This window comes from Cellulomonas sp. ACRRI, assembly GCF_022346185.1.
GTDB lineage: Bacteria > Actinomycetota > Actinomycetes > Actinomycetales > Cellulomonadaceae > Cellulomonas.
Window position 1 is genome coordinate 1 of the sequence record NZ_JAKRMS010000112.1, and the last position, 14,719, is coordinate 14,719.

10 protein-coding genes are annotated in these 14,719 nt (G+C 77.1%); 4 read left to right on the forward strand and 6 right to left on the reverse strand.

Translation table 11 applies throughout. The annotated features are described in order from the left end of the window. Positions 1 to 102: 102 nt before the first annotated feature. Positions 103 to 399: a WXG100 family type VII secretion target gene (locus tag MHY85_RS16545; protein ID WP_239198244.1), complete on the reverse strand. Its 297-nt coding sequence runs from the start codon at positions 397 to 399 to the stop codon at positions 103 to 105. Positions 400 to 869: 470 nt separating this feature from the next. Between MHY85_RS16545 and MHY85_RS16550 the strand changes: the two genes are divergently transcribed. Genes MHY85_RS16550 through MHY85_RS16560 form a run of 3 tightly spaced genes read left to right on the forward strand, consistent with a single transcriptional unit; the run spans position 870 to position 7,215 of the window. Further along, positions 870 to 3,857 carry a hypothetical protein gene (locus MHY85_RS16550; RefSeq protein ID WP_239198247.1) on the forward strand — a complete coding sequence of 996 codons (2,988 nt, stop codon included), beginning with the start codon at positions 870 to 872 and terminating at the stop codon, positions 3,855 to 3,857. Further along, positions 3,854 to 5,161 carry an ABC transporter substrate-binding protein gene (locus MHY85_RS16555; RefSeq protein WP_239198250.1) on the forward strand — a complete coding sequence of 436 codons (1,308 nt, stop codon included), beginning with the start codon at positions 3,854 to 3,856 and terminating at the stop codon, positions 5,159 to 5,161. Before MHY85_RS16550 ends, MHY85_RS16555 begins: the two co-directional genes overlap by 4 nt. Then, positions 5,158 to 7,215, forward strand: a complete 2,058-nt coding sequence (locus MHY85_RS16560) for a serine/threonine-protein kinase (protein WP_239198253.1) — start codon at positions 5,158 to 5,160, stop codon at positions 7,213 to 7,215. The genes MHY85_RS16555 and MHY85_RS16560 overlap by 4 nt, the downstream gene beginning before the upstream one ends. Positions 7,216 to 7,335: 120 nt before the next feature. Here MHY85_RS16560 and MHY85_RS16565 read toward each other — a convergent pair whose 3' ends face one another. The 4 genes from MHY85_RS16565 to MHY85_RS16580 all read right to left on the reverse strand — a co-directional run bounded on the left by MHY85_RS16565 (position 7,336) and on the right by MHY85_RS16580 (position 12,876). Then, positions 7,336 to 8,019, reverse strand: a complete 684-nt coding sequence (locus MHY85_RS16565) for a hypothetical protein (RefSeq protein ID WP_239198256.1) — start codon at positions 8,017 to 8,019, stop codon at positions 7,336 to 7,338. A gap of 143 nt (positions 8,020 to 8,162) precedes the next feature. Next, entirely contained in the window at positions 8,163 to 9,155 is a 993-nt protein-coding gene (locus tag MHY85_RS16570) for an NAD(P)-dependent oxidoreductase (protein WP_239198259.1), read from the reverse strand. Then, positions 9,152 to 11,857: an alpha/beta fold hydrolase gene (locus tag MHY85_RS16575; protein ID WP_239198262.1), complete on the reverse strand. Its 2,706-nt coding sequence runs from the start codon at positions 11,855 to 11,857 to the stop codon at positions 9,152 to 9,154. Before MHY85_RS16575 ends, MHY85_RS16570 begins: the two co-directional genes overlap by 4 nt. Continuing rightward, positions 11,854 to 12,876, reverse strand: coding sequence for a 3-oxoacyl-ACP synthase III (locus tag MHY85_RS16580; protein ID WP_239198265.1), 1,023 nt, complete (start codon positions 12,874 to 12,876; stop codon positions 11,854 to 11,856). The genes MHY85_RS16575 and MHY85_RS16580 overlap by 4 nt, the downstream gene beginning before the upstream one ends. 298 nt (positions 12,877 to 13,174) lie before the next feature. Here MHY85_RS16580 and MHY85_RS16585 point away from each other — a divergent pair, with 298 nt between their 5' ends. Further along, positions 13,175 to 14,008, forward strand: coding sequence for a sulfurtransferase (locus MHY85_RS16585; RefSeq protein ID WP_239198268.1), 834 nt, complete (start codon positions 13,175 to 13,177; stop codon positions 14,006 to 14,008). A 10-nt stretch (positions 14,009 to 14,018) separates the two neighbouring features. On the opposite strand, the gene MHY85_RS16590 is transcribed toward MHY85_RS16585, so the two are convergent. Then, on the reverse strand, positions 14,019 to 14,719 hold a 701-nt coding region (locus MHY85_RS16590; RefSeq protein WP_239198271.1), incomplete at its 5' end, for a DUF5701 family protein.

The window sequence follows — 14,719 nt, forward strand, 5'->3', positions numbered from 1 at the left end:
AGGGGGCGGTGGGCCGGTGCGGGCTGCGGCGGGTGCCGCGCGGGTGCAGCGCGCGCGACAGCCGTGCGGGAGGGCGGCACTCCTCCCGCACGGCGGACACGGTCAGCCGCGCAGCCGGGCGGCGAGCTCCGTGTCGGTGTCGCGGAGCACCTGGGCGGTCGTCCGCAGGTTCAGCGAGATCTGCGTGAGGTTCTCCACGGTCGTCGTGGCTGCGGTCGTGAACTGCTCGTAGCTCTGGTTGAACGCGCCAGAGGCCTGGTCGGTGACGAAGCCGGAGGAGACGAGGTTCTGGATGAACGCACGGAGCTGCGTGAGCTGGTCCGTGAGCTGGTCTCGTCCTGTGGTCAGCCTGTCGGCTGCCACGGTCATCTCCTCGAACGTCACGTTCATGTTGGCCATGGGGGACTCCCTCGTCGTCGGTGGCGGGCAGGGGTATGGGTGAGCCCGGGGTCCGGACGCTAGCGCGGTCCTCGGTGCCGCCGGAAGAAGGTTGAGTGCCCGCTGGGGAACAATGAGTGTCCTGCCGAAAGACCTAGGTGTCGAAAAGGGGCAGAAGGGGCGGTCCTGCTACCTGAGAGGTTGCAGCTCTGAGCGTCGTCGGAGGCGGTGAGTGGCAGGACCTGCGCCTCGGTGAGTGGTGCCTGGGTCCGCGACTCCGCCGCTGGCGGTCGTCCTGACCTGCGGGTCCGCTACTGTCCCGTTCGCCGGGGCGCCCGGCGCCCCTCGGCACGCGGGTCGAGGGACCGTCGCGCCGACCGTCCGACGAAGGGGTTCGCGTGTCCGCCAGTCCTGCAGCATGGAAGGCGTTGTCGGGTCGCCGTCGAATTGTCGTGTGCGCGGCCGCGATCGCCATTCTCGCGCTCGTTTCCGTGCTGCTCGTCCCGCGGCATTCCGCCGCCTCCGAGCAGCACGGTCTGCAGACGATCGGCGTCCGGCTCGGGACCGACGGCGCGATCCGGGCGGTGTCGACGGCCAGCGTCGTCCAGGACGAGGACGGGCGAGTCACGGAGCACCACGAGGACCTGGAGCCCGCGCAGGCCGCGGCGCTGCTGCCGGTGCGGGTGCAGACCGCGTGGTGGCACGAGGGGACCTCGGGCACCGACTTGGCCGACCTCGACGGCAGGTCCGGGCGGTTCGTCGTGCAGGTGGTGGTCCAGGACCTCACGGCAGAGCCGACCGACCTCGCGTTCGAGACGGACGGCGCGCGCTACCAGCAGCAGGCGCTGGTGGGTGTGCCGCTGACCGTGGTCGCGAGCGCGACGGTGGGCGCCGGGGACCGGGTGGTCCAGGTGGACGACGGCTCGCAGGACGACGCGCGGGTGACCGACGGCGTGCTGGTCGAGACCACCGAGGGCGATCGGGCGGTGCAGTGGTCGGCGTTCCTCGCCGCCCCCATGCTGTCCCCGACCGCCGGCTTCACCCTGGTGGTCGAGTCCTCGGCCTTCCGGGCGCCGTCGTTCGACCTGACGGTCCAGCCGGGGCTGGTGACCGACCCCTCCGTGGGCGCGCTCATCGACCGCGCCTACGGGGCGGACGGGTACGCCGCGCGGCAGGAGGGCGCGGCGATCGCGCTCGTGCAGCGGGTGGGGCGGAGCCTGTCCGAGGCGCTCGACTTCGTCGACCGGGTGCACGAGGCGCTCGGGCAGGACGTCGCACACCTCGGTGAGCGGACGTATCGGAACCTGGGCTCGAGCTCCGAGGACGTGCTGGACCACCTCGGGCGCACGGTCGAGGACCTGGACGTCGTGCTCACCGACGCGCGGTCCGGCCTGACCCAGGTCGGCTCGGACACGCACCGTGGCGTGCAGGATCTGTCGCGCTCGGTCGCCGAGATCCTCGGCTCGCCCGGGCTGCGCCCGACGATGTCCGAGACCGTCGTGGCCGGTTGCTCGGTCACGATGCCGACGCTCGCGGACGGCGAGGCCCGGACCGTCTCCGCCACCGTGCAGGTGGCGGACGCGCAGCTCCGGGCGGTGGCGGACCTGTTCGCCACGGGCTGGAACGCCCCGCCCGGCAACTGCCGGACCGCGCTGCACGACCTCGTGCTGGAGACGGTGGGCGACCCTGCCGCGCTTGAGGACCCCGAGGCGGCGGCCCGCTGCGACGCGACCCCGGAGCAGCAGCAGACCATCGCCTGCACCCTGGCGGTGGCGCGCCGCGCGCTCGCGACGGACTTCCGGCTGCTCGCCGCCGACCTGGACGACGTGCTGGACCTGACGGACCGGCTGGGCGTCGGGGCGCTGACCGACGCGCTCGGGGGCGCGCAGGGGCTGGCCGCCTCGTTGACGACGCTGCGCGAGGAGGTCACCGCGGCCCGGGCGGACTCCGGGTCGGTCGGCGAGGACCTCGCCGGCTGGGCGCTGCGCATCGGCGACGCGGTGGACGACGCCCGCGCCGCGTCCTCGGCGGCACGCGTGGGACTGGCCGGCACGGCAGCGACCGTGGACCGGCTGCGCTCGGCACGGGACGACGTGCGCGCGGCACTGTTCGACGCCGACGACGGCCTCGGCGCGGCGCTGGACGCGCTGACGGGAGCCGGGGAGATGCCCGCCGCCACTGGCGAGTGGTTCCTCGCGTCGCCGTACCCGGGCGCCCTCGACGACCTGGTCGAGGCCCTCGGCACCGGCGAGTGCCCCCCGGACTGGGCCGAGGACCTCGGCCCAGACTCGTCGGCCGAGGAGGTCGCGCAGGCGCTGGAGCGGCTCGGCGAGGCCGACTGCCCGCTCGGCGACCTGGCCGCGGCGACCGCCGACCTGGTGGCCGGCTACGCGAGCGCGATCGCGGCGACCGACCTGCTGGCGGAGGGCGCCGCCACGGCGCGGGCCGCGCTCGACGCCGTCGAGGGCGCGTTCGACGCCCTCGACGCGGCGGTCGAGGAGCTGCACGCCCAGACCGGTGCCTCCGGGCCGATCGCACAGGCCCTGCTCGCCCTCGACGACCCCGACGCGGGCACCGGGGCGCTCGCGGCCGTCGCGGCGGAGATCGAGGAGGTGCGTGCCCTCGTCACCGACGGCGGGGACCTGCACGCGCTCGACGAGCGGCTGGCAGGCCTGGTGACCCTGGTGACCGGTATCTGGCCCGACGACGCGGTCCTGCCGGTCTCCGGCACCGAGGGCTGCGCCGCCGTGCAGCCGCCCCCGACGGGGCGGCCCGGGCCCGCTGCGCAGGCGGTGGTGTGGCTCGCGAACCGGCTGCTCTGCCTCGAGGCCGACCTCGGGGCACGGCTGCGCGACCTCGACGACCGGCTGGGTGCGGTCGGGCAGGGTTCCGACGCGCGGCTCGCGCTGACCTCCGGGCGCACCCTGGACGCCGCCGACCGTGCCCACGAGCAGATCGACCTGCTCGCCTCCGGGCTCGTCGCCGAGGTGACCGCGCAGCGGCAGGAGGCCACCGCGGCCTCGCAGGCGCTGGTCGCGGCGGCTCGCGCACAGGTGCGCGAGGAGATGGACGCCGTCCTGGCGGGGTACGACCTGGCGACCAGCGGCGTCCTGCAGCAGCTGACCGACGCGATGCAGCAGTCGGGCGCGCAGTCGCTCGCCGTGGCGGGGTCGCTGGGCGCGGACTTCGCGGACCTGCTGGCGAACCTCGGCTCGCCGGACCCGACCAGCCGGGGCGGCCTGCTCGGCAAGCTGCACAGCATCACGACCCAGGTCGGCGAGACCGGTGGCGTCCTGGACGCGGTGCACGGCACCACGTCCGCCTACGGCGGCGTGCGGTCGGGTGAGCTGCGCGACCTCGACCTGCGGGCCGCGCAGTTCGCCGCGGCCGAGGAGCGGCTCGCGGGGTACCGGCCGTTCGCCGACGTCGACGACGACTTGGAGACGGTGTTCGTGTTCCAGGTCCGGGGCGACCGGTGACCGCGCGCGGTGTGCGGGCCGCCGTCGCCGGGGTGGTGGCCGCCGCGCTGGCCGGGCTCGGGGCGTGCACCGCCCCCGAGCCCCCGGAAGCGGTCCCGGCGCTGCGGCCCGAGCTGTTCCGCTCCGGGGAGCTGGCGGAGCCGGTCCGCCTGGGGGTCCTGGTCCCTCCGCTGGAGGGTCCCGGGTCGGAGTACCGCCCACTGGTCGAGGGGGCCCGGGTCGCGGCGTACCGCTTCGGGCTCGGCGGCGACGCCGTGGAGGTGAGCGTCGGGCTGGACGACGGCACGCCGGACGGCGCGGTGCTGGCGATGCGCGCGCTGCTCGACGCGGGGGTTGCGGGCGTCGTCCTGGCCTCGCCCGGGCCGCACACCGCCGACGCCGTGGCGGCGGCCGACGAGGCCGCGACCGCCGTCGTGCTGCCGTACGGCTCGGCCGCCGGGCCCGCCCCCGGCGCCTGGTCGCTCGCGCCGAGCCCCGGCGTCGTCGCGGAACGGGTGCAGGACGCGCTCGACGGGCTCGCGGTGCGCCGGCCGTACCGGGTGGTCGCTGCCGACCGGCCGACCCCGGCGCGCGACGACGCGCAGCCCGAGGACTCGGCCGGCGGTGCCGGGTCGCCCGACGAGCCGTCCTGGACGGGCACGCCGGACGACCCGGAGGCCACCGCCGCAGAGATCGTCACGCTGCTGGAGCAGCGTCTGGTGGACGCGGTCGTGGTGGACGCCCCCGCGGGCGACCAGGCTGCGCTCGTGGTCGCGCTGCAGGAGCTGCTCGGGACCCGCCAGCTCCCGGTGGTGCTGAGCCCGGACGCGCTGACGCCGGTGTTCGGGGACCTCCTCGCGGCCGCGGGCACCTCCGGCGGCCGGCTCGTGGGTGTGGGTACTGATGCGCAGGACCACGCCGCCCTCACCGGCTCGGGCGCCGGGTCCCGTACTGCCTCGTTCCTCGCGGCGGTACGGCTCGCGGCCGGCGACCCGGGGTGTCGCAACGTCTACGACGACGACGCCTGCGCGGCCGGCGTGCCGAGGGCCGACGCCGCGAGCCACGACGCCGCGCTGGCACTGGTCCGGGCGGTGGACGCGGCGGGCTCGGTCGAGCCGGCGCGGGTCCGGGAGGCGCTCGGCGGCCTGCGGCTCGGCCGCGGCGACGGCCTGGCCGGGCCGGACCTCGACTTCGGGACGGCGCAGGCCCTTGCGGACGACGACGTGGTGGTCCTGCACGCCTCGACGTCCGACCCCGGCGTCCGCCCCACCGCGGCGGACGGGACGCGCCCGGCCCTGTCCTGGTTCGCCGGGGCCGCACCGTGACGGAGCCGGCCGCCGCGGGCCGCGCCCTCGGCAGCCGGTACGTGCTGCTCGAGCGGATAGGGCGCGGTGCGTCCGGGGAGGTGTGGCGGGCGCACGACCACCAGACCAGCGGTGACGTGGCGGCGAAGCTGCTGTGGCCGCAGCACGCGGCCGACCCGGAGATCCTCGCCCGGTTCGTCCGGGAGCGGTCGGTCCTGCTCGGGCTCGACCACCCGCAGGTGGTCCGGGTCCGCGACTTCGTCGCCGAGGGCCGGGACCTCGCGATCGTGATGGACCTGGTCGAGGGGCCGAGCCTCGCCCGGGTGCTCCGGGAGCGGGGCACCCTGGCGCCGGCGGCCGCGGTCCCGCTGTCCGCGGCGGTGCTGGACGCTCTGGACGCCGCACACCGCCGCGGGGTGGTGCACCGCGACGTCAAGCCGGACAACGTCCTGCTGGCTCGGCCGGGCAGCCTCGCGGCCGCGGACGTCCGGCTGGCCGACTTCGGTATCGCCGGGATCGTCCAGGACGAGGGGGCGTCCGGCACCGAGCTGGTCGGCACGCCCGCGTACATGCCGCCGGAGCTGGTGGCGTACGGGAAGTTCGGGCCGGCGTCGGACGTCTACGCGGTCGGGGTGCTGCTGTACGAGCTGCTCGCCGGCAGGACGCCGTTCGCTGGCGAGGGCACGCACATGACCCTCGGCATGCGCCAGGTGGAGGACGCCCCGCCGCCGCTGCCGGTCGCCGAGCCGCTGCGGGAGGTGCTGCACCGTCTGCTGAGCAAGGACCCCGGTACGCGGCCGACCGCCGCAGCGGCTGCGCAGGTGTTCCGGTCGCTGGACGACGCGGCGCTCGCGGGTCCGGCGCTTCCGCCCCAGCCCACCCCCGCGTCCTGGTCGCGAAGCGCGTCGTCGCTGCCGGGCAAGCGTGCGGTGGAGGCGGCCCTGCGCGGGTCGACGGCCGCGGCAGGCGACCGTACCACCCACGGCGGCGGTGCGGCAGGGGCGCGGGCCGGTGCGCCCGACGACCTCGACGCCACGTCGTTGCGCGCCGCGCGACCGGTGCGCCCCGGTCGGCCCGCGGCCGGCGAGGCAGATCCGGAGCTCGGCGACGGCTCCACGATGATGCGGGCGACCGCGCCCGACGTGCGGCTCGTCCCGCGGAGTACGACGGGCCGCAGGCTGTCGACGCGCACCCGGGTGCTGATCGGCCTGGGGTCGGCGCTCGCGGTGGCCGGCGCCGGCGCCGGCGTGTGGGCCTCGGGCGTTCTCGACCGCGAGCCGGTCGACCCCGAGCTCGAGATCACGACGGCGGCCGCGCACCGGAGCGGAAGCCACCTGCCGACGGGGCTGCGGGTGGACCTCGACGCCTCCTGGGACGCGACGGACCGGGTCACCCGGTTCCGGGTCGCGCTGTCGGCGGCTCCGAACGCACCGCTCCGCGGCGACGTCCTGGTCGTCACGCCGGCGCCGGGCGGCGGCTGCGCCGACGTCGCCGAGGAGGAGGGCGTGGTGCGGCCGGTGCGGGCGTCCAGCGACGGTGTGGACCTGGCCTGCGGCCAGCGGCTGCTCGACGTCGACCTGTCCGGCGGGTCGACGGCGGTCGTCGACCTGGCCGTGGACCTCGCGCCGGTCGACGCCGAGGGGACGGTCGCCGACGACTACGGTCCGTGGCTGGAGACGGTCCAGCAGGCCACCGAGGCGGCGCTCCCCGGCCTGCCGGGTACCGCGTTCGCGTTGCAACGGGTCACCGGGGTCCGGGTGGAGCCGACCGGGGTGACGCTCACCGGGGCCGCGACCGCGGTCCCGTACCGGGTGACCGCGCTCTGGGCGAGCGGCGGCGAGGCCGGTGAGACCGAGCTGTTCACCCAGGACACGAGCGACGGCATGGAGACCGAGCTGCTGCGCCAGCTCACGGGGGGCGCCGGGCTCGACGGCGTGTCGGTGTCGTCCTGCTACGCGGCCCAGGTCATCGGCATCCGGGTGCTGGCCGAGCAGCCCGAGGCGTCGTGCCACGTCCGGGCCGTCGTCGGCGCGCTCGACTCGGGCGAGGCCGGCTTCGCGATCCGGATGCGCTGACCCGGGCTCGCACGAGCGCGACGCCGGAACCCGCCCGCTCCGTGCGCGGGCCCGCGACCACCGCACTCGACCGCGCAGGTGTGTCCAGGCCCGGGCGCGGTGGACCGCGGTGCGGGTCCGTCAGACGAAGGACAGCGGCACGGCGCCCTCGTGCTGGTCGACCCAGTTCCCTGGGTCGCGCCAGACGACGCGGGCCTCGACCGAGTCGGCGTGCGTGCTGATGGTGAAGGAGAAGCTCTCGCCGGGGGCGAAGGGGTACCGGTAGTCGTCCGCGATCTCCTTGATCGCCGAGGCCACCAGCCCGACCTCGTCCTTGTAGTCCCACGGGATGGTCGGTCCCACCGGTGCGTTGAGGTAGTCCCAGCCGTCCGGGAAGAGGTCCACCGCCATCCCGCCGCCGAGGACGATCGTCTCGTCGGTCTCGTTGGTCACGACCACGTTCAGGTGGTGGATCGGGTCACCGGCCGCATACAGCGTGAAGTTGCCGTCGGACGCGCTGACCTCCTGGGCGCGGTCGGCGGGGAACGTGTCGAGGTACCGGAGGTCCACGTGCAGCCCGTCGACGACGACCTCGCCGACGGACTCGCCCGCGCGGGACAGTCCGCCCGCCCACGCGGGCACGCTCCCGTCGGAGGCGGTGGTCGTGCCCGGATCCTCCTCGACGGGCTCGGGTACCGGGCTCGCGGTCGGGGTGTCCTGGACGACGGGCGTCGGGTCGGGCCCTTGCGGCGGCGACGCCGTGCAGGACGCGAGGGCGACGCTGCAGACGGCCACGAGCAGGAGCGGACGGCGGGTGCGCATCATGGGGCGGGTCCTCCGAGGGTGCGGGAGCCCGCCGACGCCGACGAGCAACCACCACAGTGGTCACCACCGACGCCTGAGTGGTGGTGCTCCGGAACTTCCGTAGGTGCCCCCGACCAGCTCGGTGCATCCCGAGGCGTCGAAACTCAGCCCGCCCGGCCGCCGTAGTGCGCCGCCAGCCGCGCGAAGCCCTCGTCCAGGCTCACCGCCGGCGTCCACCGCAGGTCCGCGCGGGTGGCCCGCTGGTCGAACCAGTGCGCCGTCGACAGCTGCTCGGCGAGGAACCGGGTCATCGGGGGCTCGTCGGTGCCGGGGCGCAGCCGCCACGCGGCCTCGACCAGGCCGCCCGCGGCCCGCGCCAGCCCCGCCGGGACCCGCCACGCCGGCGGCCGGACGCCGGCCGCCCGGCAGATGCCGGCGAGCAGGTCGGCGACGGTCCGGGGCTCGCCGTTGGTGAGCACGTAGGCGTTCCCGTGCACCTCGGGCGCGTCGGCCCGGTCGAGCGCCGCGACGATGCCGTCGGCGGCGTTGTCGACGTACGTGGTGTCGATGAGCGCGGCCCCGTGGTCGAGCAGCGGCAGCCGGCCGCGGGCGGCGCGGTCGAGGACCCGCTCGACGAGCTGGGTGTCGCCCGGGCCCCAGACGAGGTGCGGCCGCACGGCCACCACGGCCATGCCGTCGTCGGCGGCGCGGTCCCGGTCCAGCGCGAGCAGCTCGGCGGCCGCCTTCGTGCGGGCGTAGTCGCCGCGGGCGTGCGCCGGGTCGGCGGGCTCGGCCCCGACGCCGACGAGCGACGCCCCGCCGTGCGCGACGGACGGCGAGGACACCTGGACGAACCGCCGGATCCCGGCGCGCTCGGCGGCGTCGAGCAGAGCGGTGGTGCCGCCGATGTTGACCGCGTCGAACTCCTCGCGCGGCCCGGCGAGCGAGACCCGCGCCGCGAGGTGCACGACCGCGTCGACGCCGTCGAGGGCCACGGCGACGGCCGCGGGGTCGGTCACGGAGCCCGCGACGTCCCGGACCCCGGGGACGCCCGACGGCCGGCGCTGCAGCGTGCGGACGTCGTCCCCGCGCCCCGCGAGCACGCGCGCCACCGCGCCGCCGAGCAGGCCGGACGCGCCGGTGACCAGGACGGTCACGGCGCGCCCACCGGGCCGCCGGACAGCACCCGGGAGGCCCACGCCGCGAGCCGGGTGCGGTCGATCTTCGAGTTGTGCCGGACGTCGGTCGGCATCCGCGGCGCGACGAGGACGGCCGCGAGCGGCACCGGGGCGGCCGCGCGGACGGCGTCCGCCAGCCCGGCCGGCGCCAGGCCCGCCCGCCGGGGCGCCTCGTCGGCCGGCGGCTCGACGACGGCGACGGCCTGCTGCACGCCCGAGGGCCCGACGCCGACGACGGCGGCGCGGCGGACGCCGGTCACCCGCTCGACGTGCTGCTCCGGGCCCACCGGCGCCAGCGGCCCGTCGGGGGTGACGAGGACGTGGGAGAGCCGGCCCTCGATCCACAGCCGGCCCTGCTCGTCGAGGTGCCCGACGTCGCCGGTGCGGTGCCAGCGCCCGGCGGGGACGTCCCGCTCGGCGGCGCGGTCGGTGAGCCACAGCCGGTCGTAGCGCTGCTTGAGGTACGGGGCGCTGATCAGGACCTCGCCGAGCACGCCCGGGGCGTCCGACGGGGCGCCGGTCGCGACCCCGTCGGCGTCGAGCGCGCTGACGAGCACCCGGCCGGGGGCGATGGGTCGGCCGACGCAGACCCCGGCGTCCGGGGCGGCGGCCGCGTCGCGGATGCCGTCGAGCGTGATGTCGGTGACCAGCAGGCACTCGGTCATGCCGTACGGGGTGTGCGCCTCGGCGGCGGGCATGAGCGCGGCCGCGGACCCCAGCAGGTCGGCGCTGATCGGCGCCCCGGTCGACAGGAAGGTCCGGACCCGGGCGAGCGCCGCGCGGTCGTCGGCACCCAGCGCGTCGGCGGTGGCCACCACGTTGAGGATCGCCGCGGGGGACAGGAACACGATCGACCCGTCGGCGGCGCGCACCGCGTCGGCCACGGCCCGGGCGGTGAGCGTCCGGGGCGCGGACACGTCCATGTCCGGCGTGACGGAGCGGGTGCCCAGGGCGGGACCGAGCAGGGCGAACGGCGCGAAGCCGGTGACCAGGCCGGTGTCCGGGCCGACGTCGAAGTGCGTCGCCAGGGCGTCGCGGAGCGCCGACAGCTGGGCGTGCGCGTAGACGACGCCCTTGGCCGGCCCCGTCGACCCGGAGGTGAACAGGATCGCTGCCTCGTCGCCGGGTCCGGGCTCCGGCGGCAGCACCTCGTCCCGACCCAGGTCGGCGACGTCGACGAGCAGGTGCGCGACGCCGAGCGCGCGCCGCGCGGCCGGGCCGAGCGGGTCGGCCGCGATCCGCACGCCGGGCCAGCCGAGCGCGCGGGCGGCGACCAGGCCCTTGGTCTGGCCGACCACCCAGTCCGGCTGGGCGCCGCGCTGCGCGCGGGTCAGCCCGCGCGGGCCGAGGCCGGCGTCGGCCACCACGACGACCGCGCCGATCCGCAGGCAGGCGTACACGAGCGCGGTGAGCGTGGGGCCGGGCTGGACGAGCAGCGACACCCGGTCGCCGCGCCGGACGCCGACGCGGCGCAGGCCCGCGGCGATCCGGCGGACCTGGCGCGCCAGCAGGCGCCAGGAGACGGTCCGCGGTCCGCCGGCGCCGGCCATGTCGAGCACCGCGGGGCCGGGGTCGTCCGCCCGGGCGTCGAGGCGGTCCCACAGCGGGGTCCACGGGGTTGCCGACGCGGCGTCTTCCGGCTGCGCGGCGGACCCGGCATGCGGGCCGGCCGCGGCGGCGCGGGTCGCCCCTGCGCCCCCGACCGCGGGCACCTCCGCCGCCAGCCAGCCGAGCAGCGGCGTCGCCCAGTCGACGTCCTCCGCCACCAGGTGGCCCGCGCCCTCGTGCCGGTGCACCCGTGCCTGCGGGAGCCGGTCGACGAGGTCGTCCAGGTACCGGTCGCGGAACACCGGGTCGCGCGGTCCCCACTGCAGCAGCGCGGGCACCGTCAGGTCGGCGACGCTGGCGGCGATCCGGCGCAGCTCGGGGGCGCTCGGGTGGTCCCGGTGGCCGGGGATGTCGGCCACGAAGCCCTCGATCCCGCCACGGTCCTCCGCGTGCCGGTACGGGGCGCGGTACGCGTCCGCGACCTCCCGGGGCAGGCGCGGGTGCGCGAGCGCGAGCGTGGTCTCGAGGAACGCGGGCGTGGTCGCGGTCGCCAGGTGCAGCACCGGCCCGGCGGTGGCGGCGCGCAGCGGCGCCGGGATCGGCTCGCCGTCCGGGTGCGCGATCGCGGTGTTCAGCAGCGCGACCCCGGCGAGCAGGTCCGGGTGGTCGACGGCCCAGCCCATCGCGACCACGCCGCCCCAGTCGTGCCCGAGGACGACGACCGGACCGGTCAGGCCGAGCGCCGTGGTGAACGCGTCGAGGTCCCGCACGCGGTCGGGCAGCGTGCGGTGCCGCCCGGTGCGGGCGGAGAAGCCCATGTCGAGCTGGTCGACGGCCACGACGCGCCACGCCGGGCCGCCCGCCGCCGCGGCGTCGAGCGTCGCGGGGATCAGCGACCGCCACAGGTAGGACCAGGTCGGGTTGCCGTGCACGGCCAGGATCGTGCCGACCGGGGTGATCCCGCGGGCGGCCAGCTCGGGGCCGGAGTCGAGGTGGTGCCAGGCGGGCTCGCCGACGCCGAGACCTCCCGGGACACCCGCGGGGAGCGGCAGCAGCCGGCTGGACCGGGGGTCGAGGCCGGGCAGGCCGGCGGGCGGGACGGTGGCGGGTCGGACGCGGAGCGGGGACGTCACCAGGCGAGCTCCATCATCGCGGTGTTGATGCCGGAGCCGACGCCCATCAGCAGCACGCGGTCGCCGGACCGCAGGGAGTGCTGCTCCTCGACCAGGGTGATCGGGATCGACGCGGGGCCGACGTTGCCGAGGTGCGGGAAGGTCGTGGGGACCCGCTTGCGGTTGAGTCCGACGGCCTTGACGATCGCGTCCGTGTGCACCCGGGACACCTGGTGCGTGACGTACCGGTCCATCGACGACCAGTCCCAGTCGCGCTGCGCCTCGTGCCACGCGTCGACCACGAGCTCCAGCCCGCCCTCGAGCAGCGCCCGGGCGTCGGTCAGCATCGCGTCGGCGCTGCCCACGCACAGGTCGTGGAACCGGGTCGCGGCGCGGGTCACCCCGCCGAGGACGCGGTGCCCGCCGGGGTTCTCGTCGGTCCGGCCGAGCACGGCCGCCGCGGACCCCGACCCGAGCGTCAGCGTCGCGAACTCCTCTATGAACTCCTCACGGCCGACCTCCGGGCGCAGCAGCCGCTCCACGGTGGTCCGCTGGATGTCGTCCGCGTCCTCGCCGTTCACCACGACCGCGTACCGGACCTGGCCGGACTCGATCATCGTCGCCGCGAGGCTCATGCCGTTGATGAACCCGAGGCAGGCGTTCGCCACGTCGAAGTTCACGGCGTGGCTGCCGAGCCCGAGCCCGTGGTGCAGCCGCACGGCGACCGAGGGCTCCAGGTGCTTGCGGGTGACCGAGGTGTTGATGAGAAGGCCGACGTCGCCCGGGTTCACGCCCGCCTCGCGCAGCGCCGCGGTGCCGGCGGCGATCGTCGCGGTGTCGGCGTCCTCGCCGGGACCCCAGTTGCGGCGCTCCTCGACGCCCGCGACGCGCTGCAGGACCGTGCGCGGCAGCCGCAGCCGGCGCAGGGCCGACCCGAGGCGCTCGGAGATCTCGGCGGACGTGGTGATGCGGCTGGGCAGCCGGCTCGCGACGGAGAGCAGCGAGACGTTGCCGAACCGGGTGGTGGCGTTACCGGACACACGGGCTCCAGACGTGCAGGGGACGAGCCGCGGCTCGCGGGGTACCGAGGGAGCCAGCATGCGGCAACCGGGCCCGACGCGCGCCACGTAGACGCTGGTGCGACTCAGCGGGCGGTCCACCGGACGCTCGGGGCGCGGCACCACGGGGGGAACGAGCGCGGGGCGGCGCGGGTTCCGGGCACCGCGCGTGGCGTGCGCCACGCCGGGCGTCCGGCGTGCGCCACGCCTGGCGTCCGCCGGGTGCCCCGCCGGTCGCCGTCCCTGGTCGCGCGGCCCGCAGCCACCTAGGTTGAGCACCATGACCGACGTGCTGGTGACCGCCGCCGACCTCGCCCGGGAGCTCGACGGGCCCACTGCGCCGCGGCTGCTCGACGTGCGCTGGGCCCTCGGCGGGCCGCCCGGGATCGACGGCTACCGCGCCGGCCACCTGCCGGGCGCCGTGTTCGTCGACCTGGACACCGAGCTGGCCGCGCCGCCCAGCGCCGCCGAGGGCCGGCACCCGCTGCCCGACGTCGCCGACCTCCAGGCGGCGGCCCGGCGCTGGGGGCTGCGCGCCGGCGAGCCCGTCGTGGTCTACGACGACTCGGGCGCCACGTCGGCGGCGCGCGCCTGGTGGCTGCTGCGCTGGGCCGGCGTCGCGGAGGTGCGGATCCTCGACGGCGGGCTGCCCGCGTGGGTCGGCGCCGGCGGCGCGCTCGAGGCCGGGGAGGTGGCGCCGGAGCCCGGCGACGTGACGCTCACGGGCGGGCAGCTGCCCGTGCTCGACGCCGACGGCGCCGGCCGGTGGGCCGACGAGGGCGTGCTGCTCGACGCCCGCGCCGCCGAGCGGTACCGCGGCGAGGTCGAGCCGGTCGACCCCCGCGCGGGGCACATCCCCGGCGCGGTCAGCGCGCCGACCACCGACAACCTGGACGCCGACGGCCGGTTCCGGCCGGTCGACGACCTGACGGCGCGGTTCGCCGCCCTCGGCGTCCCCGAGGGCGGCGAGGTCGCGGTGTACTGCGGCTCCGGCGTCACGGCCGCGCACCAGGCCGCGGCGCTGGTGCTCGCCGGGCGGACCCCGGTGCTGTACCCGGGGTCGTGGTCGCAGTGGTCCAGCGACCCCGGTCGACCGGTCGCCGTGGGGGAGTGAGGCCCGGGGGTCAGCCCGCGGTGCGGCCGCCCGCGGACGCGGCGCCGAGCCAGGTGTGCGGGTTCCGGTCCCAGCACCAGCCGAGCTTCGGCCGGCGCTCGCTGATCCACACCGCCGGCACCCGCTGGTTCCGCGCCCGCGAGCCCATCAGCGAGAAGCACCGGTTCGGCCGCAGCATGTCCGGGCGCACCGCGACCAGCGCGATCCCCTCGGCGATCGTCAGCGGCGTCCGACCGCGCTCGCGCACCGTCGCCAGCGCGTCCTCCGGCCGGACGTCGCAGAACTCGGTCCCGGTGTCGACGTCGAGCAGCAGGTACGGCGCGGCCGGCACGTCCAGGTCCGGCAGCGGCCGGTAGCCGGCCATCTCCTCGTCGTCGATCACGCTCACGCCGGCCCGGGACCCGCGGCGCAGGGCCGGGACGGCGGCGTTGGCGTGGTCGGTCCCGCCGTCGAGCACCAGCACGAACGGCACGTGGTCGTCGGGGGCGACGGACGACGGGGCCGACGCGGCGCCGGCGGCGAGGGCGGCACGCAGCGGGGCGACCGCGGCGACCAGGTCGGCGGGGGACAGGCCGTGCACGGCGGCCAGCCCGAGGTCGAGGTGGGCGCGGACCTGCCGGTCCAGCTCGGCGGTCGCGGAGGCGGCGGGGTCGACGGGCTCGGGCGCCCGGTCGGCGGCGGCGACGGTGGGCCAGGCGGGGTCGGGGGCGA